The sequence below is a fragment of the Synechococcus sp. H70.2 genome (genome assembly GCF_047462275.1).
GTDB lineage: Bacteria > Cyanobacteriota > Cyanobacteriia > Thermostichales > Thermostichaceae > Thermostichus.
This window is the reverse complement of the sequence record NZ_JANSIU010000009.1, coordinates 37,477-58,081: the sequence shown is the minus strand read 5'-3', so window position 1 is coordinate 58,081 and position 20,605 is coordinate 37,477. Positions and strand designations below refer to the sequence as shown.

Annotated in this window: 19 protein-coding genes; 6 read left to right on the top strand and 13 right to left on the bottom strand. The window is 60.2% G+C overall.

From position 1 onward, the window contains the following. Positions 1-24: 24 nt before the first annotated feature. The 7 genes from minD to NW822_RS09595 all read right to left on the bottom strand — a co-directional run bounded on the left by minD (position 25) and on the right by NW822_RS09595 (position 5,935). Entirely contained in the window at positions 25-831 is an 807-nt protein-coding gene (minD, locus tag NW822_RS09625) for a septum site-determining protein MinD (RefSeq protein ID WP_414362953.1), read from the bottom strand. Next, positions 810-1,559 (bottom strand): septum site-determining protein MinC, encoded by a 750-nt coding sequence (minC, locus tag NW822_RS09620; RefSeq protein ID WP_414362951.1) that lies wholly within the window; start codon positions 1,557-1,559, stop codon positions 810-812. The genes minD and minC overlap by 22 nt, the downstream gene beginning before the upstream one ends. Positions 1,560-1,595: 36 nt before the next feature. Next, positions 1,596-2,102: a DNA recombination-mediator protein A gene (locus NW822_RS09615; protein WP_414362949.1), complete on the bottom strand. Its 507-nt coding sequence runs from the start codon at positions 2,100-2,102 to the stop codon at positions 1,596-1,598. 105 nt (positions 2,103-2,207) lie between these two features. Beyond that, positions 2,208-3,416, bottom strand: coding sequence for a VLRF1 family aeRF1-type release factor (locus NW822_RS09610; protein WP_414404286.1), 1,209 nt, complete (start codon positions 3,414-3,416; stop codon positions 2,208-2,210). Positions 3,417-3,843: 427 nt separating this feature from the next. Next, positions 3,844-4,014, bottom strand: coding sequence for a hypothetical protein (locus NW822_RS09605; protein WP_414404285.1), 171 nt, complete (start codon positions 4,012-4,014; stop codon positions 3,844-3,846). A gap of 108 nt (positions 4,015-4,122) precedes the next feature. Then, the gene (gene pgl, locus NW822_RS09600; RefSeq protein WP_414404284.1) at positions 4,123-4,854 is read right to left on the bottom strand and encodes a 6-phosphogluconolactonase; all 732 of its coding nucleotides are present in this window, start codon (positions 4,852-4,854) and stop codon (positions 4,123-4,125) included. A 73-nt stretch (positions 4,855-4,927) separates the two neighbouring features. Further along, complete coding sequence (locus tag NW822_RS09595; RefSeq protein WP_414362943.1) at positions 4,928-5,935, bottom strand: phosphoribulokinase; 1,008 nt, start codon at positions 5,933-5,935, stop codon at positions 4,928-4,930. A gap of 256 nt (positions 5,936-6,191) precedes the next feature. Between NW822_RS09595 and NW822_RS09590 the strand changes: the two genes are divergently transcribed. The 3 genes from NW822_RS09590 (at position 6,192) to NW822_RS09580 (ending at position 10,984) form a co-directional block, all read left to right on the top strand. Beyond that, a complete protein-coding gene (locus tag NW822_RS09590) occupies positions 6,192-7,082 on the top strand; it encodes a ferredoxin--NADP(+) reductase (RefSeq protein WP_414404283.1) in 891 nt (296 codons plus the stop codon). A 117-nt stretch (positions 7,083-7,199) separates the two neighbouring features. After that, positions 7,200-9,821, top strand: a complete 2,622-nt coding sequence (leuS, locus tag NW822_RS09585) for a leucine--tRNA ligase (protein WP_414404282.1) — start codon at positions 7,200-7,202, stop codon at positions 9,819-9,821. A 167-nt stretch (positions 9,822-9,988) separates the two neighbouring features. Then, positions 9,989-10,984: a hypothetical protein gene (locus tag NW822_RS09580; protein ID WP_414404281.1), complete on the top strand. Its 996-nt coding sequence runs from the start codon at positions 9,989-9,991 to the stop codon at positions 10,982-10,984. Between the two features lie 82 nt (positions 10,985-11,066). Here the strand turns inward: NW822_RS09580 and pth are convergent, their stop codons facing one another. Next, positions 11,067-11,738 carry an aminoacyl-tRNA hydrolase gene (pth, locus tag NW822_RS09575; protein WP_414404280.1) on the bottom strand — a complete coding sequence of 224 codons (672 nt, stop codon included), beginning with the start codon at positions 11,736-11,738 and terminating at the stop codon, positions 11,067-11,069. Positions 11,739-11,858: 120 nt separating this feature from the next. Here pth and NW822_RS09570 point away from each other — a divergent pair, with 120 nt between their 5' ends. Then, positions 11,859-13,079: an HD domain-containing phosphohydrolase gene (locus NW822_RS09570; protein WP_414404279.1), complete on the top strand. Its 1,221-nt coding sequence runs from the start codon at positions 11,859-11,861 to the stop codon at positions 13,077-13,079. Positions 13,080-13,383: 304 nt separating this feature from the next. Here the strand turns inward: NW822_RS09570 and NW822_RS09565 are convergent, their stop codons facing one another. Then, the gene (locus NW822_RS09565; protein WP_414362933.1) at positions 13,384-14,130 is read right to left on the bottom strand and encodes a phosphoadenylyl-sulfate reductase; all 747 of its coding nucleotides are present in this window, start codon (positions 14,128-14,130) and stop codon (positions 13,384-13,386) included. Between the two features lie 69 nt (positions 14,131-14,199). Then, positions 14,200-15,129, bottom strand: a complete 930-nt coding sequence (locus NW822_RS09560; protein WP_414404278.1) for a metallophosphoesterase family protein — start codon at positions 15,127-15,129, stop codon at positions 14,200-14,202. 259 nt (positions 15,130-15,388) lie between these two features. Here NW822_RS09560 and NW822_RS09555 point away from each other — a divergent pair, with 259 nt between their 5' ends. Beyond that, positions 15,389-15,556, top strand: a complete 168-nt coding sequence (locus NW822_RS09555; RefSeq protein ID WP_414404277.1) for a hypothetical protein — start codon at positions 15,389-15,391, stop codon at positions 15,554-15,556. Between the two features lie 122 nt (positions 15,557-15,678). Continuing rightward, the gene (gene recJ / locus NW822_RS09550) at positions 15,679-17,958 is read left to right on the top strand and encodes a single-stranded-DNA-specific exonuclease RecJ (RefSeq protein WP_414404276.1); all 2,280 of its coding nucleotides are present in this window, start codon (positions 15,679-15,681) and stop codon (positions 17,956-17,958) included. Between the two features lie 30 nt (positions 17,959-17,988). On the opposite strand, the gene NW822_RS09545 is transcribed toward recJ, so the two are convergent. From NW822_RS09545 to NW822_RS09535, 3 genes are all read right to left on the bottom strand, one after another. After that, entirely contained in the window at positions 17,989-18,252 is a 264-nt protein-coding gene (locus NW822_RS09545) for a helix-turn-helix domain-containing protein (protein WP_414362925.1), read from the bottom strand. Between the two features lie 135 nt (positions 18,253-18,387). Further along, a complete protein-coding gene (locus NW822_RS09540) occupies positions 18,388-19,647 on the bottom strand; it encodes a sensor histidine kinase (RefSeq protein WP_414404275.1) in 1,260 nt (419 codons plus the stop codon). 179 nt (positions 19,648-19,826) lie between these two features. Then, entirely contained in the window at positions 19,827-20,591 is a 765-nt protein-coding gene (locus NW822_RS09535; protein ID WP_414404274.1) for an SDR family oxidoreductase, read from the bottom strand. Positions 20,592-20,605: the final 14 nt, after the last annotated feature.

The following is a 20,605-nucleotide window of genomic DNA, read 5'->3' as shown; positions in this document are numbered from 1 at the left end:
CAAAAACTCCAGGCAAAGTTAGCTTCAGAACACCTTTTGGGTTAAAAATCGCTTGGCCTTTTCCCAGAAAGACTCACTCAAGCTGGCCAACTTGGGGAACTCCACCCTCTCCCCTTCCAGCCGTCGGGCAATGCGCTGGATGGCCTGGGCAGCCAGAGAAGGATTAGCAGCCAAAACCATGGGTTCCCCCTTGTTGGTGGAGACAATTACCTCGCGGTCTTCTGGAATCATACCCACCAACGGGATGGCCAGCACCTCCACCACATCCTCCACTGCCATCATCTGGCCTGCGGTTACCATGTCGGGGCGCAGGCGGTTAACAATTAGCTGGATTGAGGAGATCCCTGCCGCTTCCAATAAGCCCACCACCCGGTCTGCATCCCGCACCGCTGCTACTTCGGGCGTAGTTACCAGCAGAGCTTCCGTTGCCCCCGCAATGGCATTGCGAAACCCTTGCTCAATCCCAGCTGGGCAGTCAATCAACACATAGTCATGGCTACTGGCCAGCTTCTCCATCAACTGCCGCATTTGCTCTGGGTTGATTGCTGTTTTGTTGCGGGTTTGGGCCGCCGGCAGCAAGACCAAGTTGGGGGTGCGCTTATCCTTCACCAGCGCCTGTTCCAGTCGACATTCCCCCGCTATGACCTCCAGCGCTGTGTACACCACCCGATTCTCTAGACCCAGCAGCAGATCCAAGTTGCGCAAGCCAAAGTCGGCATCCACCACCACCACCGAGCGATCCAAGTGCGCCAAGGCAGTGCCCAGGTTGGCCGTTAGGGTGGTCTTGCCCACTCCTCCCTTCCCAGAGGTTATGACGATAACTCGGCCCATGCTCTTCTCCGCAGAAACTCCTGAAGGCTGACAATGCAGATGACACCCTCCTGCAAGTAAACCACCTCCGGCGTGTTGGGGGGGGATCCTCCTTCCGGCGGGCGGGCCACCTGGTCGGCAATGCGCAATTGGGTAGGCTCCAACTGCAAAGCAAGGATCACCGCGCTCCTATCCCCCTCAGCGCCGGCATGCACCAGCCCCCGCAGCCGTCCCCAAACCCAAATGTCGCCGCCAGCAATGATCTCGCCGCCGGGGTTGAGATCTCCTAACAGGAAGACAGAACCGCGGTGGCGTACGGACATGCCCGAGCGCACGGTTGAACGCAGGTACAGAGGGGCAGTGTCGGGGGGAAGAGGGGGAGCCGCCTCTAGAGGGGAAAATTGCTCTACAGAGTAGCCTAAGGTCGCTGCAGCGATGGCGGTTGCCCGGGATCCGGTTTGGACGCGCCACAGCTGCAGCCGATACTGCGCTAACAAGACAGCCAGAGCCTGTAGGGTGGGTAGATCCAGCTCGCGCTCCTGGCACCACAGGGTTAGAGGAGCTATCCCCCTCCAGTAGGGTCGGCGGCTGCGCAACTGCCAAACCAGATCGTCCCAAACTTCTTCCCAAGCTAGGGTGGCAGGCAAGTGCAAATGGATCCCATGGGCATCGGAGCGAAAATAGACCCCCCCTTTGGCTGCTCCTATCCCGGCGGGGAAGATTGGCGAGTTCCACGCTAGGGATCCCATCCTGCCTGCCCAGTCCCCCCTTGCCCAAATAAGGAATCAGTCAAAGTAGAAGAGCGTCACCACCTTGTGTTGCTCCTCGGCGTGTCTGCAGGCCTCCAAAAGCGTGACGCTGTCGTGAAAGGCAAAACAGATCAATTGCTGGCACTTGCTAATGATTTCCAAATTGCAGAGGCGACTGGCCTCCGCTAAAGGCAGGTGGTCGTTTTCAGGGTGTTCCACCAGATGCAGCACTTGCTCCAGACTGGCCCGCGACTCCGCCGGCTGTCGCTCTAAGCTTTGGGGCAGGATCACCGTCAAGGACTTGACATCTGCCCGCATTGCTCCCCGAATCACCGCTAGGTTGGTACCAATAGCGCCGGACGTGAGGATGCGGTTGCCGGTAAGGGCCAGAGCGTAGCTGAGGGTCTCGATGAGGTACTGGTGGGTGATGGGCACATGGCGAGTGCCCAAGATGGCTATCCGCTTAGGCCCCACTTGCTGAATGGCGGCCAGCTCTTGCAAAAACGTATCGACGCTGGTGGGGAGATCAATGGACTGGGTCAAGGGGATCCCTCGGTAAACTGGATGAGCTAGGTTATGCTAGCAGCCTACACTGTTGCTGGGGGATCTAGCTAGAGGGTTGGGCCTTCCCTCTTCAAGTAGCTAGACCTACCAGCGCAGCAGCGCTGCCGCTCCCTGGAACTCCTGGAGGAGGCGATCTTCGGCCTCGCCACGGACAAACTCCAGTTTAGCGCCAAAATCGCGGGCTAGCACCCACACGAGATCCCGCAGGGGCACTGGTTGCGGCTCGGGGCAGAGGAGCTGGGCCATCTCTGGGGTTCCTCCCACCGAGCCGTCTGGACAGCGCCAGATGGTGGCCTCTAGCCTCCAGGGCAAGACCAAGATTGCCACCCGACCTAGCTGGAGGGCGTCTAGCACTGCATCTAGGCCCCAAGCGCCGGGCTGCTCTCGAATCCGCTCCAACAAAGCCAGTTCCCCTCGGCGCTCGGCGGCCTCCAGGACGGGCAGCACCCGCTCGAGGATGTCTTGGGGTGTGGGGGCGTGGAGGTTGGCGGGGTGTCCTACCCGGGCGACGATGCGGTTGCGCAGGCCGCGGTTGAGGTAGCCCTCGAAATGGGATACCTGCCAGACTTCGCCCATGAGCACCAGCCGCTCAATGCCCAGCCGGTCCACAGCTTTGTCGAGGGCTTGGGCCAGGCGCTGGTAGAGCTTGTGCATCCAGAGGCTGACCTTGGCCGCCTCCCGCTCCTTAGGCGAGAGCTTGTCGAAGGTGCCGCCGCTGCGGGCCCGACGCTCGGCAACGGCATTTTCGATGCGGTCGGCTAGCTCCTGGAGTTCTCGCCACTCGTCGGCGCCGATGTTGGCAAAGATGTCCGTGTCCTCCCGCAGTTCTCCCAAAAAGAGTTCGTAGAAGTGCCACCTGGCTCCGGACAGATGCAACACCCCGGCCCGCTCATATTCATCGAAGGCGAAAATCAAAGGGGTCAAGTACGGCTCACCCCAGCGGGCTTCCACCCGCCCATGGGCCAGATCCACTACCGGCAGCTCCACCTGCAGGTCGATGCGGCGCACCACCAGCTTGCCCTCTGGGCTGCGGCTGGCAAACAGAGCCAAGGTACGGGCAGAGGGGCGCTCCTGTTCCACCAGGGCAAGAACTTGTTCGTAGAGGGAGGGATCCTGCTTGCTCTCCTGAAGCTCCGACAGCTCCTTGATGGCGTTTTTAATGCGTCCCACCCAGGCACGGCCGGTATTTTCGGGACGGGCAGGGTTGATGTCGGCATATATCGAGAGCACTGGCGTGCCACCGTCGCCAAAGGCAGCTTGCAGATCCTGGATCAGGGTGTTGAGCTCGTTCATGGTTTTCAAGAAAGGGCTTGGTTAGAGCCAGTAAGATATCACAGCAAGTAGGGAGGCTGACAGGGCTCTCAAGGATCCCCCGACTTTAGCTGCTGGGGTACGGGGGTGGAGTTCCGCCCTGTCCTTGCAGAGTCACGGTCGGGAGGCAGACACCCCTGCGAAGATAGGATGGCCTCGGTTGCAACCCTGCGGTGGGCCATCGGTGCTACAAGCTCCCGTTGAAGCGGGAAGCTCGCCCTCTATGCGCTAGCAGGAGGGCAGGGGGTTGACGGCTGGCCTAGGCGTTGTCCGATCTGGGGAGGGAACCCTTTGGAAAGCTCCCTTGCGGGGATCCCTGTAGCTGTCTCCTGCTCCAGCCACTAAACTGCTCCAGAAGACTGGGTTAAGCTTTGGCTTGAGGAGTTGGGGGGGTGGCGCAGCTTTCCTCTCACTCAAGCTGGACTTGCCCTTCCAGCAAAGCGAGGATTAGTCGGTCAATTGCTTCCAGATCCAATTCGTCGTAGAGCCCCTCCTGGAGGAGGTGGCAGATTTGGGATTCTTGCTGGCGGCTGAGGTAGGTGCTCTGGAGAACCGATTCGACAATGAGGCGGATGGACATGGGGCAGCGCTCTAACCCAACTGCCCCAATGAAATGCGAAACAAGGGGGAGGCAGCGGTGATCTGGGTCAAATGGCCATCCTTAGCCGGCAACCTTGACCTGGGCAGCCTAGCCAAGCAACGTCACGGCGGGCAAGGGCAGTTCAGCTGCCGCCGCCGTATCCAGCAGCCACAGCAGCCGCCCTTGGGGATTGAGGCGCTGGCAGGGCAGGTGGGCCTCCGTTGTCAGCGCCTCCTTGACAATTGCAGCCTTGCCGGCTCCAGTTACCAAAACCACCACCTGCCTGGCCTGGTTGAGAACAGGATAGGTGAGAGTTAGGCGTGGCTCCTCTCCCTTCTGCCCCACGGTTACCCAGCGATGTTGCACCTGCAGGGCGGCTGTGCCGGGGAACAGGGAAGCCGTATGGCCGTCTTCTCCCACTCCAAGCCAGATGAGATCGAAGGTGGGACATTCGTTGCCGAAAATCTGCCGTAGGGTCGCCTCGTATTCCGCCGCATCCCGCAAGGGATCCCCTGCCTGGGTGGGCATGGGAAAGACCTGAGAGGCGGGAACTCCAACCGTCTCCAGCAGGATCCGCCGTACCATGCCGTAATTGCTCTCAGGGTGATCCGGAGGAACGTAGCGCTCATCCCCCCAGAACAGCCAGGTTTGCTGCCAGGGGAGCCCCGGCGTCTGGGTTAAAGCGGCATACAACTTTCGCGGCGTATTTCCCCCTGCCAGCGCCACTGTAAAGCGGCCCCGCTGGCGAATGGCTGCCGCGGCCTGCTCTTGCCAAACCTCGACCGCTCGCCGGAAAAAGGCTGTTCCCTCCGGCCAGACCTCCAACTGGAATCCTTGCATTGCTCGCCCTCTATCGCCGCTTGCCCAACTGCCCCAGCCAGGCAGAGGGATCCCCCTCCAGCAGAGGCAAAGCCTAGGAAGCTACTGCCAGCTTCTTGGCTTCCATCTGGATCTTCTCGTAGAGGGCACGCAGCTTTAGGCCTACGATGACCTGGATAAGGCCAGAGCCGTTGCGGGATCCCGGATACTCTGGGTGCTTGCGCAAAAGCTCTGTCAGCTCGCCATAGTAGCGGGTCGATAGATTACTCAGGTGGTTCTCGATGTAGATAACCTCCTCCAGCTTGTCGAAACTGCCATCCACTTCCAACACCGAGACCGGCTGGTCAAAGTAGGTAGAGGGGCCATAGTGCAGACGAATGCCGGGGTAGGAGCAAGTTAGCTTCTTGCCGCACGGGATCCAGTCAATGGTGGAGCCTTCGTCAAACAAATAGACGTGGTCAAAGTACTTCACCCCCTCCCGCTGGATCATGCGCACCCGCAGCACCTTGTGCTCGGGATCCAGCTCCGGCAGCAGCTTAGTGGGCAGCACCTCGATCACCACGTCGGCATAGCGCTTCTGCACATCGACGTAGGCCTCAAAATCAGGCCGGCGGGCTTCGATGGAGCGCAACACGTCCTCATAGGTGTGGCCCCGCTCCGCCATGTCCCGCTTCACCTTCCAGGCAATCTTAATTTCCGGTGCCAGATCCAGATAAATCTTAAAGTCCAGCAGCTCCCGCACCCGCTCGTCGTACATGGGGTGAAGGCCCTCCAAGACAATGATGGGGGTGGGGTCTACTCGCTCGGGTGGGTCAATGAGCCCCGTCTCGTGGTTGTAGATGGGCTTCATTACGCTCTGGCCATTTTTGAGCGCCTTGGCCTGCTCGTACATTAACTCGAAGTTGTTGGCACGGGGATCCAGCGCCGTGATGCCCTTTTCCTTGCGCTGGTAGCGGTCCAAGGAGTGATAGTCATCCAGACAAATGGTGGTAATGAGATCCCGGCCAAACAAGTCCTCCAACCGCCGCAAGAAGGTTGACTTGCCACAGCCAGAATCTCCAGCAACACCAATCATCACAATACGTTCGGGATTGCTTGCCATGGGAACTCCTTGGGGATAGGCGGGGCAAAACTGCAAGGAGGCTTCTGAAAACGTTATCTTTATGGCTTTGCATGTTACCACAAGACGCTCCATTGCAAGCAATCCTGGGGCTAGAGAAAGACACCAGACCCTTCCCTGCGCGGCGGGGGCGTTTTTCTGGATGGCCGAGGAAGATCCCTGCCAGTTGTTCCCTTCCCAAGAGGCGGCCTGCTAAGGTGTTTGCTATAGCTACGACTCCTAGGAGCAGATCCCAGTCATGGTTGCCAGCGCCCAAAAGCGAGAAGTGGTTGTCAATCTCTACCGCCCCAACGCCCCTCTTATCGGCCAATGTTTGGAAACCTACTCCCTTGTCGAGGAAGGGGCACCTGGCCTAACCAAGCACATCGTGCTTGACTTGCCAGATCCTAACTTCCGCTACCTAGAGGGCCAAAGCGTTGGCATTATTCCCCCTGGCGTCGATGCCCAAGGCAAGCCCCACAAGCCCCGCCTCTACTCCATTGCCTCCACCCGCTATGGTGACGATGGCGAGGGGCGCACCGTTTCTTTGAGCGTGAAGCGGGCCGAATATGTGGATAAGGAGACAGGCCAGCCGGGGGTGGGAGTCTGCTCCGGCTTCCTCACTGATCTCAGGGCTGGGGATGAGGTGATGATCACGGGGCCGGCCGGGAAGACTTTCCTGCTGCCGGAAGATCCGAACGCCAATCTGATTCTGGTTGCCACCGGCACTGGCATTGCTCCTTTTCGGGCCTTCATCAAGCATTTGCTGGAGGAGGATCCCAACTACCAGGGCAGGATCTGGCTATTTTTTGGGGTACCCACCACTTCCAGCCTGCTTTACCGGGGCGACCTGGAAGCCTGGAAAGCCGAGCATGGGGATCGCTTCCGCGTCGATTACGCCATCAGCCGCGAACAGCAAACCTCCGACGGCAAAAAGATGTACGTGCAAAACCGCATGGCCGAGTACGGTGCCGAGCTGTGGGAGATGCTGCAACAACCCAACACCTACGTCTACATCTGTGGCCTCAAGGGGATGGAGGATGGCATCAACAGTGTCATGGCGGCCGTGGCTGAACAAGCCGGCCAGGACTGGAACAAGTTTCAGAGGGAGCTGAAGAAAGCCAGCCGCTGGAATGAGGAAACCTACTGAGGGGATCCCGCCTGTTCTCCTAGAAACCCCCAGGATCCCTGAAGCGGCCAAAGCATGCCAAAATGCTGATGTCTAGACTCCCCAAAGGCAAGAACTGTTTTCCAGGAGTCCTAAACCGTGGAGGCGCGCTACAATCCCCAGGCCATTGAAAGGAAATGGCAGGCCCACTGGCGGTCCATTGGGTTGGATCGCACGCCGGAGCTGACGGCGGAAAGCCGCAAGTTCTACGCCCTGTCGATGTTTCCCTACCCCAGCGGCAGCCTGCACATGGGGCATGTGCGCAACTACACCATCACGGATGTCATTGCCCGCCACAAGCGCATGCAGGGGTACGCAGTGCTGCACCCCATGGGGTGGGATGCCTTTGGCTTGCCGGCGGAGAATGCGGCCATTGACCACGGGATCCCGCCAGCCAAGTGGACCTACCAGAACATTGCCCAGATGCGGGATCAACTGCAGCGGCTGGGGCTTTCCTACGACTGGGAGCGGGAGATCACCACCTGCGCCCCCGACTACTACAAGTGGACCCAGTGGCTGTTTCTGCAGTTTTTCAAAGCGGGCCTGGCCTACCAGAAGGAAGCGCCTGTGAACTGGGATCCGGTGGATCAGACCGTCTTGGCCAACGAGCAAGTGGACGCCGAGGGGCGCTCCTGGAGATCCGGGGCCCTGGTGGAGAAACGCCTGCTCAAGCAGTGGTTTCTCAAGATCACGGCCTACGCCGACCAACTGCTGGCCGACCTGGAGAAGCTCTCCGGCTGGCCGGAGCGGGTGCGCACCATGCAGGAGAACTGGATTGGCCGGTCGGTGGGGGCGAGGGTCGTCTTCAAAACCGAAACAGGGGAGGAGCTGCCGGTCTTTACCACGCGGCCTGACACCCTTTGGGGAGCCACCTTCATGGTGCTGGCGCCGGAGCATCCCTTGGTGGAGAAGCTCACTACCCCTGAGCAACAGGCTGCCGTCAAGGCCTACCAGGCCGAGGCTGCTGCCCGCAGCGAGATGGAGCGCAGTGCCGAAGATCGGGAAAAAACGGGCGTCTGGACAGGATCCTACGCCATCAACCCCGTCAACCAAGAGCGGATCCCCATCTGGATTGCCGACTACGTGTTGATGGGCTACGGTACGGGGGCCATCATGGCTGTGCCTGCCCACGACCAGCGGGACTTCGAGTTTGCCCGCAAGTTTGGCCTGCCCATCAAGCTGGTGGTGCAGCCGCCCCACGCTGAGGTGGAGAGTGCTGAAGATCTGCAGGCGGCCTGGACAGGGGAGGGGGTGTTGATGAACTCCGGCCCCTTGAACGGGATCCCGGTGGGCAAAGGCCCAGGGCAGAGTGTGGAAAGGGCCATCGCCTGGCTGGAGGAGCAGGGGCTGGGAGAACGACAGGTCAACTACCGCCTACGCGACTGGCTCATCTCGCGGCAGCGCTACTGGGGTTGCCCCATCCCCGTGATCCACTGCCCCCACTGTGGCACTGTGCCGGTCCCAGAGGAGGATCTGCCGGTGCTGTTGCCGGAGGATGTGGAGCTGACGGGGCGAGGGGGGTCTCCCTTGGCCCAGCGGGAGGACTGGGTGAAGGTAAAATGCCCCACCTGCGGCGCCGAGGCCCGCCGCGAGACCGACACGATGGACACCTTCATCTGCTCCTCGTGGTATTTCCTGCGCTTTAGTGATCCCCGCAACGACCGCGAGATCTTCCGCAAGGATCTGGTCAACGCCTGGCTGCCGGTGGATCAATACGTGGGCGGCATCGAGCACGCCATTTTGCACCTACTTTACTCCCGCTTCTTCACCAAAGTGCTGCGGGATCTGGGGTTGGTGAATTTTGACGAGCCCTTCTCCCGCCTCCTGACGCAGGGAATGGTGCAGGGGCGTACCTACTACAACCCCAACAAGTCCGGCAAGGATCGCTGGATCCCAACGGCTCTGGTCAAGGATCCCAACGATCCCCGCGATCCCGAAACCGGCGAGCCCCTGCAAGTTATCTATGCTGCAATGTCCAAGTCTAAGGGCAACGGCGTAGATCCGGAAGAGGTCCTGGCCCACTACGGAGCCGACACGGCCCGCATGTTTATCCTCTTCAAGGCGCCGCCGGAAAAAGACTTAGAGTGGGACGACGCCGATGTGGAAGGGCAATTTCGTTTTCTCAACCGCATCTGGCGGCAGGTGTACGAGTTTGTCGTTCGCGCTAGCGGGACGGAGTCCTTGCAAGGCAAAGCCGCTGAGCTGCTGCAGGCCAAGATTGAGGTGGGATCCCTAACCAAAGCGGAAAGGGATCTGCGCCGCGCCATCCACACGGCCATCAAAGAAGTCAGTGAGGACCTGGAAGAGTACCAGTTCAACACCGCCATTGCCGAGCTGATGAAGCTGAGCAATGCCCTAGCTGAAGCTGGGATCCCTGACTCGCCGGTCTACGCGGAAGGGATCCGCACCCTCATCCTGCTTTTGGCTCCCTTTGCTCCTCACATCGCTGAGGAGCTGTGGCAGGCAGTGGGCGGTACAGACTCGGTGCATCGCCAGTCATGGCCCAGCTATGACCCGAGGGCGCTGGTGGCCGACACGGTAACCATTGTGGTGCAGGTCAACGGCAAGCTGCGGGGCTCCTTTGAAGCCCCTGCTGATGTCACGCCGGAGGAGCAGGAGCGGCTGGCTTTGCAGTCGGAGGCGGCCCAAAGGTATCTGCAAGGGGCAGCGCCAAAGAAGGTCATTGTGGTGCCGAAGAAGTTGGTTAACCTAGTTGTGTGACCTACCCCCGTCCTGATGCTGACGCATACCACCAGCCTCGGTGTGGAGTTGGCGCACCTTCCTGGGGGGCGGCCTTCCGGCTTTGGAGCACGAGCACTGGACACTGCCCCACTGGCGAACTAGTTTAAAAGCAACTTCTCTTTCCAAGCTGTTGCGTGGGGGGATCCATGCTGAGATCCAGTCTTTTGTTCTCCGGGTCGGCCTTGGTAGGCCTACTGTCTTGGCTGTGTTTGAGCGGCGAATGTGGCGGGTTGGCCTCGCTGCGCAAGGGACAGGGCGCTGTCTTTGAGCCTTTGCTCCTGCGACAGGCTCAACTGCAGGCCAAGCTTCAACAGCTTGAGCAGCGCTCCCAAGCCCATCAGCAACAAGCCGAACAACTGCTGCTGGCTTCTCGGCAGGCTGGCGAGGGTTTTCACCTAGATCCTGCCTATCTGGTGCAGCTGGGCCAGGCCATCCAACAGGAGCCAGGGAACGCGCAGCTCTATCTGCGGCGGGCGCAGTACCTCTGGGAAGCCCTTGCTTTCCCTGAGCCGGAGCGGTGGTTCTGGGAGCCCCTTGCTTTCCCTGGGGCAGTGCAGGCGGCTGCCCTCAACCCCCTCATGGCTAGGGCGCTGCAGGATCTGGATATTGCCATTGCTTTGGATCCCTACCTCCCAGAGGCCTACTTGCTCAAGGCCAGGATTCAACATGAGTACTTTGGAGAGCAGGAACAGGCTTTAGCAACTCTGTCCCCCCTAGATCGCATTGCCTATCGCAACCCCCAACTCCACCTGTTGCGCTCCCGCATCTGGGCCCAACAGGGACATCAGGAATCGGCGTTCGACGTATTGCACCTGGCCATTGAGCTGGCCAAGCAAAACCAAAACTCTGCCGATCTCTTCGATGCCTACGTTCACCGCGGCATGATGTGGGCTAGCATTTGCGACTTCAACTTGGCCGTTGAGGATTTCAGCCGAGCGATTGAGGTGCAGCCTCAAGAAGCTAGGGGCTACTACTACCGTGGCCTAGCGCGCGCCTATCAGGGAGAGGACCTGGCGGCTGCCGCTGCCGATTTGGAGCGTGCTTTGAGACTGAGGCAGGAGGCAGGCACGGGATCGCCGAAGCTGCCGGAACTGCTGCAGGCTTTGGCAGCAGTGCGAGGGGAACTTTTGCCCCAGCGGTAGGGAGCCTCCACTGCTCCCAGAGCTGCTTCGGGCCGGGAACAGGGCGGCGCCACTAGCTTTCCCGGAGTTGATAGGGAAAGGACTAGCCCGTCCTTTTCGGTAGGGAGTCTGGCTTTAACCGCTCTTGGGCAGCAAGAGGTTCGGAGAGATCCAAGGGGTTAAAGCGGTTCATCGCCGCCCCCAGCCCTTCCTGCAAGCAACACTCCACTGCTTCCACCGCCGCCTTTAGAACCCGCTCCAGCACTGCCTGCTCGGCGGGTTCAAATCTGCCCAAAACATGCCCCACCATGTCTTGGTTGCCCTTGGGCTTGCCCACGCCCAGGCGTAGCCGGGGGAAGGCTTCGCTGCCCAAATGCTGAATAACGGACTTCATGCCGTTATGTCCGCCAGCAGAACCAGATCCCCGTAGCCGCAGGCGGCCTAGGGGCAGATCTGTATCGTCGTACACCACCAGCACCGAGCTGGGAGCCAGCTTGTACCAATCCAGGACCGCCCGCACCGCCTCGCCCGAGCGATTCATGTAGGTCTCCGGTTTGAGCAGGCGCCGCTTGCCCCCCAGGGCAAGCCCTTCTCCGTAGGAGCCCTGGAAGCGCTTTTCCAAAACCAACGGGATCCCCCAGCGCTCCGCTAGCCGATCCACCACCATAAAGCCGCAGTTGTGCCGGGTGTTGGCATACTGCGGGCCAGGGTTGCCCAAGCCGACAATGAGCTGGATGGTAACCTCCTCTGGCGGCTGGCTCTTGATCTGGGTCACTGCATCGTCTTTTGCCTCCACAGGTAAAGTAGGGTAGCAGAGTTACTCTGGATAGGCGAGCCCCAGCCTCCCCCCTCGGGGCGGCGGTGGGAACGCCCGTAGCCCAGTAGAGGATAAGCCATGTCCCTTAGGCCTGCCCCCTTCGAGCTCTCCCTTGGCGAAGCTAAATTCGAGCCTGCTGCTGCCTTGCGCCTGAGTCAGCGGCTGATCCAGGTGGGGATTGCCCTTTCCTCAGAAACGGATTTAAAGCGGCTGCTGGAGCTGATTGTTGCCCAGGCGCGCGAGCTAACCTGCTGCGATGGGGCCAGCCTGTTCCTCCGCGAAGGAGATGAGCTGCGCTTTTTCGTGGTCAAGCGCAACGAGGAGCTGCGGGATCTGCGCCTCCCCCTCAGCCCTTCCAGCATCGTGGGCTATGTAGTGCTTACCGGGGAGAGCTTGAATCTGCCGGACGTTTACCAACTGCCCCCCAATCTGCCCTACGCTTTTAATCCCCAGGTGGATCGGCAGACTGGCTACCGCACCCGCTCTCTGCTCACGGTGCCGCTGCGGGATCCCTCAGGAAACATCCTCGGAGCCTTGCAACTCTTAAACCGCCTCAGGCCGGATCGTCCTGCTGAGCTAGCGCCCAACCAAGTGGCCGAATGGAGTCAGCCGTTTTCTGAGCTGGAAGTCCAGGTGGCCGAAGCCCTAGCTTCCCAGGCAGCTGTTGCTTATCAAAATGTGCGCTTGCGGGAAGAGCTAAAATCGGCTCACCTGGAAACGATTTTTTGTCTAGCTCAGGCCGCTGAGTATCGGGATCAGGACACGGCTTTCCACCTAAAGCGCATGAGCCACTACTCCCGCATCATTGCCCAAGAGTTGGGCCTCTCCGGCCATGAACAGGAGCTGATTTTCTACGCCAGCCCTCTGCACGATGTGGGCAAAATCGGGATCCCGGATGCCATCTTGCACAAGCCAGGTCCCCTCACCCCCGAAGAGCGACAGATCATGAACCGCCACCCTGAGATTGGCTATGAGATCCTCAGCAAATCCGACTCAGAGCTAATGCAAAAAAGCGCCCTCATCGCCCTCACCCACCACGAGAAGTTTGATGGCAGTGGCTACCCGCGAGGCCTCAAGGGAGAAGAGATCCCGCTGGAAGGACGGATCGTGGCTTTGGCGGACGTGTTCGACGCCCTGGCCAGCCGCCGCCCCTACAAAGAAGCCTGGGATCTGGACGAGATCTTTCGCTTTGTGGAAAACCACAGCGGCAGCCACTTCGATCCGCAAGTGGTGGCAGCTTTTAACCGCGGGCGCAGTGAAATCCTGGAGATCTACCACCGCTATCAAGAGCCTCGCTAAGCCCAGCTTCCCCTAGTCCTTGGTTTTATCCCCAAGGAAAGCTGGTCATGCAACACCTCGGGTGGCTAGGCAAAGTAGGGCTCAGTACGGCAGCAAACCAGTCCGAGGGCTGGCCAGGCAGGCTGCTAGGGAGTAACCGCTATTGCTGGGAGTGCTCTAGACAGCGCTGCAGTTGGTGCTGCCAGTGGCCCTCGGTTTGTTGCCATAGACGAAAGCTTGAGCAATGGCCGCTTCCAAAGTAGCTTGGGCTCCAGGGGTAACCTCCACCTAAGCTCCTTCCAGAACAGGGGAAGGATTCCCCGGGCTAGGTGTGCAGGCCGCACTCGGTCTTGGCCATGCCCTTCCAGCGACCCGAGCGGGGATCCTCCCCCGGCTCCACTGGGGCTGTGCAGGGTAGGCAGCCGATGCTGGGATAGTTGCGGTCGTGGAGGGGGTTGTAGGGGATCCCGTGGTCGAGGATGTATTTCCACACCTGACCGCTTGTCCAGTCGGCAAGGGGGTTGAGCTTGAGACGGTTGCGTTTGCCATCCCACTGCACCTTGCCAATGTTGGCGCGGGTGGGGGCTTGTTCCCGACGCATCCCCGTAATCCAGGTGGTGCAGTTGGCTAGGGCGCGATTCAGGGGTTCCACCTTGCGGAGGTTGCAGCAGAGGTCAGGGTTGGTGCGGTACAGCTCTGGCCCGTATTGCGCCGCCTGCTCTTCCGGCGTCAGCAGAGGCTTAAAAACCTCCAGTTGCAAATGGGGATAGCGGGCCAGCACTTGTTGTTGCAGTTGTAGGGTTTCCGGGAAGTGAAAATCGGTATCCAAGAAAAAGGCACGCACCTGCGGGCGAATGGCCGTGAGCAGATCAATCAACACCAGGTCTTCCGGGCCAAAGCTGCAGGCCAGCACTAGCCCATCCCCGAACTCAGACACCGCCCAGGCCAGCAGGTCGCTTGCAGAAAGGGGCTCAAAGTGCTCGCTCAGGGCAGCTACCTGGGACTGATATCGCCTTTGTACCTCCTGGGCTGCCCATTCCCAGGGGGTAGAGGAAGAAAGGGTTGTACTCATAGGGGGAAACGCCGAATCCACCTGCTTTGCCTTCTTAATCTACACTAATTCGGTCGAGCTTTAGGATTTTTATTGGGCAGCAGCGGCTGGCAGGGTAGATCGGGCTCCTCCAGCGCGCAGAGGGATCTGTCCCCAGCGATCCCGACGTGTCCCCATTACCAAGCCATGCCAGAGCGGCCTGGGTCCTGGGTCCAGGGGGTAAACCCAGTGGTAGCGTAGGATCCCTCGCCGGGGGTTGAGATCCACCTCGAACAGCCGCAGGGCCGAGACTGGCCCCACCAGAGGAGGTGCTGTCAGATAGGGGATCCCGTCTCGCACCTGGACCTTGGGCACATGCAGATGTCCACTCAACACCGCCACCACCCGCCCGTGACTTGCTAAGAGAGCATGGAGGGCGGCAGCTGGCTCCCTGTGGAGCCGGTAGTTGCGGAATACAACCGCATCCACTTGCGTAGGGGCAATAAAAGGTGGTTGGTGGATGAGCAGGATCAGCCATTCCTCTGAAACTGCTTGCAGATGTTCGCCCAGCCAGCGCAGTTGGGAGGGGCGCAGCACCCCCTGGGGCAAGGGAAAAGGCCCCAGGCTGGCATCAAGGGCAATTAGGCGGATCCCGGGCAGAGGGGAAAGACTGTAGTCGACATAGCCAGTGGGGGCTGGGAAGAGGGGAAATTGGCTTTGGCACCAGCGGATAAACTGCTCTCGATCAAAGCGCCCCTTTCTCCTCAGAGTGTCGACATCGTGGTTGCCAAGGCTGAGGTAGTAGGGCACCCGCAGTTGGGCAAGAATCTCCCGAAACAACTCAAAGCTTTCTGGGTCGGCCTGGTCCACCAGATCGCCGGTGAACACGACAAAGTCCAGCTCAGGCACCTGGTTAAGGTGGGCAACGGCAGCTTCCAACTGGCGGCGAGGGGAATCGGACATCCACCACCAGCGGCACCCCGTCTCCGGCATTAGGTGAACATCTGAGACTTGGGCAAAGCAAATCCTTTGGGTCGCCATCACCTAGGCACTTATTCACACCTCACGCCCGCATCATAGTCAATAACTAGCTGGAGGGCTATGGGCTTCTCTTAACCTCTGCTGCGATGACCTCACCCCCCGCCCCTCTCCCAGCAGGGGAGTTGGGGTTGCTTTGATTTGGAATCGCCACAAATTGAGTCTGATTCTTGTTCCGGCGCCGCTGCCGAGCAACTGCTAGGGTATAGCGACACGGATCTTCGACAAGAGGATCCCTCAGTTCAAGCAAGGAGAAAAAATCATGTCTGCTACCACCCTTGTTCGTTGCGCCTGTGACCACTGCAACTGCAGCTTCGAAAGCAGCCAAGGCTATCGCTACGAAGGCCAACTCTACTGCAGCAAAGCCTGTGCCACCCATGACCACGCCCACCCCTCCCCTTGCTGCGTGGCCTCTCACTGCTGTCAATAGCAGGTTGGCAGGGATCGCTCACCCCGGCTTTTGCTTTCCGGGATTTTCTCCCTGGGCAGTTTTTGATACGCTCCTAAGGAGCTTTATCCCTGTCGGCCCGGGGGCCGGCCCAACCCGTTGGCATGGAATACCGCTGGGATCTGCTGCCCACTCCACCCCAGTTTGATCCGGAGCTGAGCCGAGAATACGGCAAGTATGCAGCCAAGGTGCTGGCCTTGCGCGGGCTGCACAGCCGGGAACAGGCGCGGGCCTTTGTCGATCCTGACTGCTATTCCCCCACCCCGCCGGGATCCCTGCCGGATCTGGAGCGGGCGGTGGCGCGGCTGCTGGAAGCCAGGGAAAGAGGAGAAACCCTCTGCATTTGGGGGGACTTCGACTGCGATGGCGTCACCAGCACCAGTCTTCTGCTCTCAGCTTTACAACCCTTGGGCTTCCAAGTCCAGTTCACCCTACCGCTGCGCAGCAGCGAAGGCCATGGACTCAATTCCCAGCGGCTACAGCAGGTGCTGGCTCAGGGCTGCCAAGTGCTCCTGACGGTGGATTGCGGCATAGGCAATGCTGCCGAGATTGCTTTGGCCCAAGCCCAGGGGGTGGATGTCATCGTGGCGGATCACCACACCCTGCCAGATCCCTTGCCCCCTGCCTATGCTGTCATCAATCCCTTGCGTCTGCCAGAAGACCACCCGCTGCGCTTTCTGCCAGGGGTGGGAGTGGCCTACAAGCTGGCGGAGGCCCTCTACCAAGCGCTAGGGATCCCGGGCGTAGAGGAATACCTGGATCTGGTGGCGGTGGGGATCGTAGCCGACGTGGCAGTGTTGCAGCGGGAGTGTCGCTACTTGGTCCAGCGGGGGCTACCCGTACTGGCCAAGACGCGGCGCCCAGGGCTACGGGTTCTCCTAGATTGGGTAAGCAACGGCTCCTCTCCAGGAGCGCTAACAGCTCAAGACATTGCCTTTGGCCTTGCCCCCAAGCTGAACGCCATTGGCCGCTTGGAAGATGCCAGCTTGGCAGTGGAGCTGTTGACCACCTCCGATTCGCAGCGGGCCCAGGCCCTGGTGGAGCATTTCCTTGCCCTTAGCGAAGAGTGTCGCCAGCTTACCCAACAAGTGCTGCAGGAAGCCACTCAGCAGCTGGAGAGCCTAGATCTGGCCCGAGAGCGGGCCATTGTCTTGGCCGGAAGCGGTTGGAAAGCGGGGGTTTTGGGAATTGCGGCGGCGCGCTTGGCGGAGCAGTACCGTTGCCCAGCAGTGTTGATTGCCAAAGACGAGAGCACAGGGCTAGGCTACGGGTCGGGCCGCTCGATTCCAGGGGTGAACCTGCTAAGGGCCATTGAGGCGGTGCGCCCCCTCCTGCAGCGGGGAGGGGGGCATCCTATGGCTGTTGGGATCCAAGTAGATCTGGCTTGCCTGGCTGCTGTGCAACTGGCGTTGCGGCGAGAGCTAGCTGCGCAGGTTAGCCCAGTTCAGCAAGCTCGCGTCCTAGCAGTGGAGATCCTCCTCGACTGGGATCGGCTGGCCGCCCAGGGCCGGGATGGGGTGGCGGAGCTAGACGAAGTGTATCGACAGCTGCAGCTTCTCCAGCCCTTTGGCCACGGCAATCCCAACCCTGTGGTAGCCTTGATGAACTTCCGCCCCAGTAGATCTACTCTGAGAGTCTCTCGCGATGGCCGCCATCTTAGGTTTCAACTCCAAGGCAAGGCAGGATCCCGTACCCTCTGGTTTTGGGAAGCTGGCGAAGAGCTGGAGCGTTGGCAGAAGTGCCCGGCTGTAGACATTGCCCTCTGCTTGGAAGCAGAGGAGCGGGGCAGACAACCCTGGTGGGGCAGAGTGCTGGCGGTGCGTCCTGCGGGAGAGTGGCAGGCCCCCACCGTTTCCGCCCCTCGCCTCCAGGTTGAGGACTATCGGCAATGCCCCCTACCGGATGCTCTGGAGAAAGCCCTCTACTACGATGGGCAACCCCTTCCTCTTAGGCAGCAGGTGCTCCCCTCAGCCAAAACAGCTCTTGTACTGGCCCGCTGGCCCTGGTTGCCGCAAGATCTGGCCCAGCTGCTGCAGCAGGTGCAGCCGCAGACTCTGGTACTGGCTGCTTCTGCCCACCCCTGGGAGCACCTCCCTCAGCAACTTGCCCAACTGCGGGAACTTAGCCAGGCAGAGCCCTGGGATCCCGCTGCCCTGGCGGCAGCGACTGGCCTGCCCCAGCAGTGGCTAGCGGCGTTGAAGGGGCCAGAACAGATCCCCACGCAGCTACTTAGCTGGATCCGCGAATCCCAAGCCTTCCACCGCTGGCTGGATGAGGCCAGCCCAGCCCAGATTGCGCAGCTGTGTCAACGGCTGTTGCAAGCGGAGCCCAGGCCCGCGGCTTTTTCCCAGCCACCGCGGTTTCCTGGGGTGCTCGATGGGTGAAGGTAGAAGATAGACTCTTGCAAAGGAGGATCAAGCAATTTTGTCGTTGCTCAAGGCACAGCAATTAACCTGATCCAAGCACACCTTTCCCCACTGCAGCGCCCATCGCACCAACGCAACGCGGTTTGTCGTCCGCGTCTTGCTTAAGATGTTGCTGATGTGATTGTCAACAGTGCGCTTGCTGATTTCCAAGCGCTTTGCAATGTCCTGATTGGTCATGCCAGCTGCGATTAACTCAAGGACCTGCAGTTCCCGTTCCGACAGCAAGTCCGCGGAATGATAGTCTGCGCCCATTCCCAATGCCTAAGGTGCGAACTGTAAGGATTACCTAGAGTAATTCTAGGGGATCGCTTCCCGGCTGGATAGTCCTAGAGGAGGAAATCTCAGCCTTCCCCCTTGGATTGCAAAAAGCAGGGCTAGCCGTTTTCCTTATAAGCCCTCGGGGTGCTGGCGGGGCAATTCCACCTGAACCCACAGCCCACCAGTTTGCGGGTGATTGCGCAGCTGGATCGTGCCCCCATGAAGTTCAACGATCTGGCGCACAATTGCCAAGCCTAGGCCCGTGCCGCCTTTGCTGCGGGCCCGTGCCGCATCGGTGCGGTAAAAGGGTTGAAAGACCAGCTCAAATTGATCCTCCGGCAGGCCAGGGCCATGGTCGTAGACCTCCAGCCGCACCCGGGATCCCTGGTCTGAGACCATCACGTAGATGGGAGAGGCAGGCCCGCTATATTTGACGGCGTTATCCAAAAGGTTGAGGATGAGGCGATAGAGGCGCTGCTCATCCCCCCAGAGATAGAGCTGGGAAGGGCTGGTCAGATACAGTTCCTGCTGGCGGGACTTGGCCAGCGGTTCCAGACTTTGCCAAGCTTCGCGCACCAAAGTTGTGAGATCCACCCAGCGCCATTGGGAGCGGGATGCGGCCCCCAACTTGAGGGTGCTCAGTTCCAGCAAGTCTTGCACCAGCTGGCTAAGGCGCAACGTCTCATTGAGCAATCGTTCCACCCAAACTGCCTGCGCAGCATCGACTCGGCTTTGGAGGGTTTCCGCCAGCAGGCGAATCGAGGTGAGAGGAGTCTTCAGCTCGTGGGCCACATCCGAGGCCCAGCGATCCCTTTGCTGCACCAGTAGAGTTGCCTCCAAGCGGTCTTCCAAAAAGATGGCCACATGGGCCTGGGGTAAGGGCAGACCCCAAGCCCGCAGCGGAACCGGTTTGTCCTCGCCACCGGGAGGGTAGAAGATCCATTCGCGGCTCTGGATGGGCGTGTTGGCTTCCTGGCGGCGGGTGGCTTCAATGAGCTGATCCAACTCGTAGGAGCGCACCCATTCCAGCAGGAGCTTGATGCCCGGCTGCCACTGATGAATGCGCAGTAGGCGCTGGGCGGCAGGATTGCACTCTAAGACAACATTGTTCTCGTCCACCCGCAAATACCCCCAGGGCAGATGTTGGCTGAGATACTGCCAGTCCTGGAGATATCGTTTTTGGCTAGCCCACTCCAGCTCTTGGTGGCGGAGGTGGCGACTAAGTCGGCTGAGCATCTGTTCAGGCGGCTGCAGAGGCAGGGCCACGTGCAGCAGGGATCCCAACTGTTGCAATTGGCGGCTAAAGCGGCGCCGGCTCTGCCAGAGGGAAATCAGCGTAGCGAGTAGGCCAATGCTTAACCCAATGAGGATCCCGCTTTCCAGTCCCATGGGCCCCACCCCCTTTCCCCCATTGTCGCCCAGGGATGGGGGGTGAGGGCCGAACAAGCGAACGGAGAGAGAACCCGCCCTCTGGATCTTTACCCAGCAGAGTAGCTTGGTAACCCTCCCTCCTGCTAGCGCGAAAGGACTCCGTCCCGCTTTGGGATTGGTTGGTGGGAGTGTCAACCCTAGCGGCGATGCACCATTGTCGTGGTGGCCTGGTCAGTGGGTACCAGCAGGACTTCGCTGAGGTTGACGTGGGGGGGACGCGTAACGGCAAAGAGCACTACTTCAGCCACATCCATTGCTGTCAAGGGGGTGAGGCCCCGATAGACCGCTGCTGCCCGCTCCTGGTCACCGCGGAAGCGCACCTGGCTAAACTCAGTTTCCACTAAGCCAGGCTGGATCTCGGTAACGCGAATAGGGGTGCCGAGCAGGTCCAGCTTCAGCCCCTCGGAGATAGCCCGCACAGCGGCTTTGGAGGCGCAATAGACGGCGCCGCCAGGATAGGTCTGTCGACCGGCAATTGAGCCAATGTTGACCACATGGCCCCGCCCCCGTTCCACCATCCCAGGCAAGACGGCGCGGGTAACGTACAGCAAGCCCTTAAGGTTGGTATCGATCATCTCCTCCCAATCTCGCACATCCCCCCTGTGGAGTTTGTCCAAGCCGCGACTAAGGCCAGCATTGTTGATCAAGATGTCAATCTCAGCCCAAGCTGGCGGCAAAGACTGGAGCGCCTGCTGCACGGCTGTTGCATCCCGCACATCCAACGGCAATAGGTGGGAGGAAGTGCCGTAGGCCTGCTGCAACTCTGCAGCCAGCGCCTGCAGCCGCTCCTGACGGCGGGCCACCAGGATTAGTTTGGCTCCAGAACGGGCAAAAAGCGTGGCACAGGCTGCACCAATACCGCTGCTGGCGCCGGTGATTAGCACAATCGCGTTTTCAAGCATAGTCAGCTTGGGAT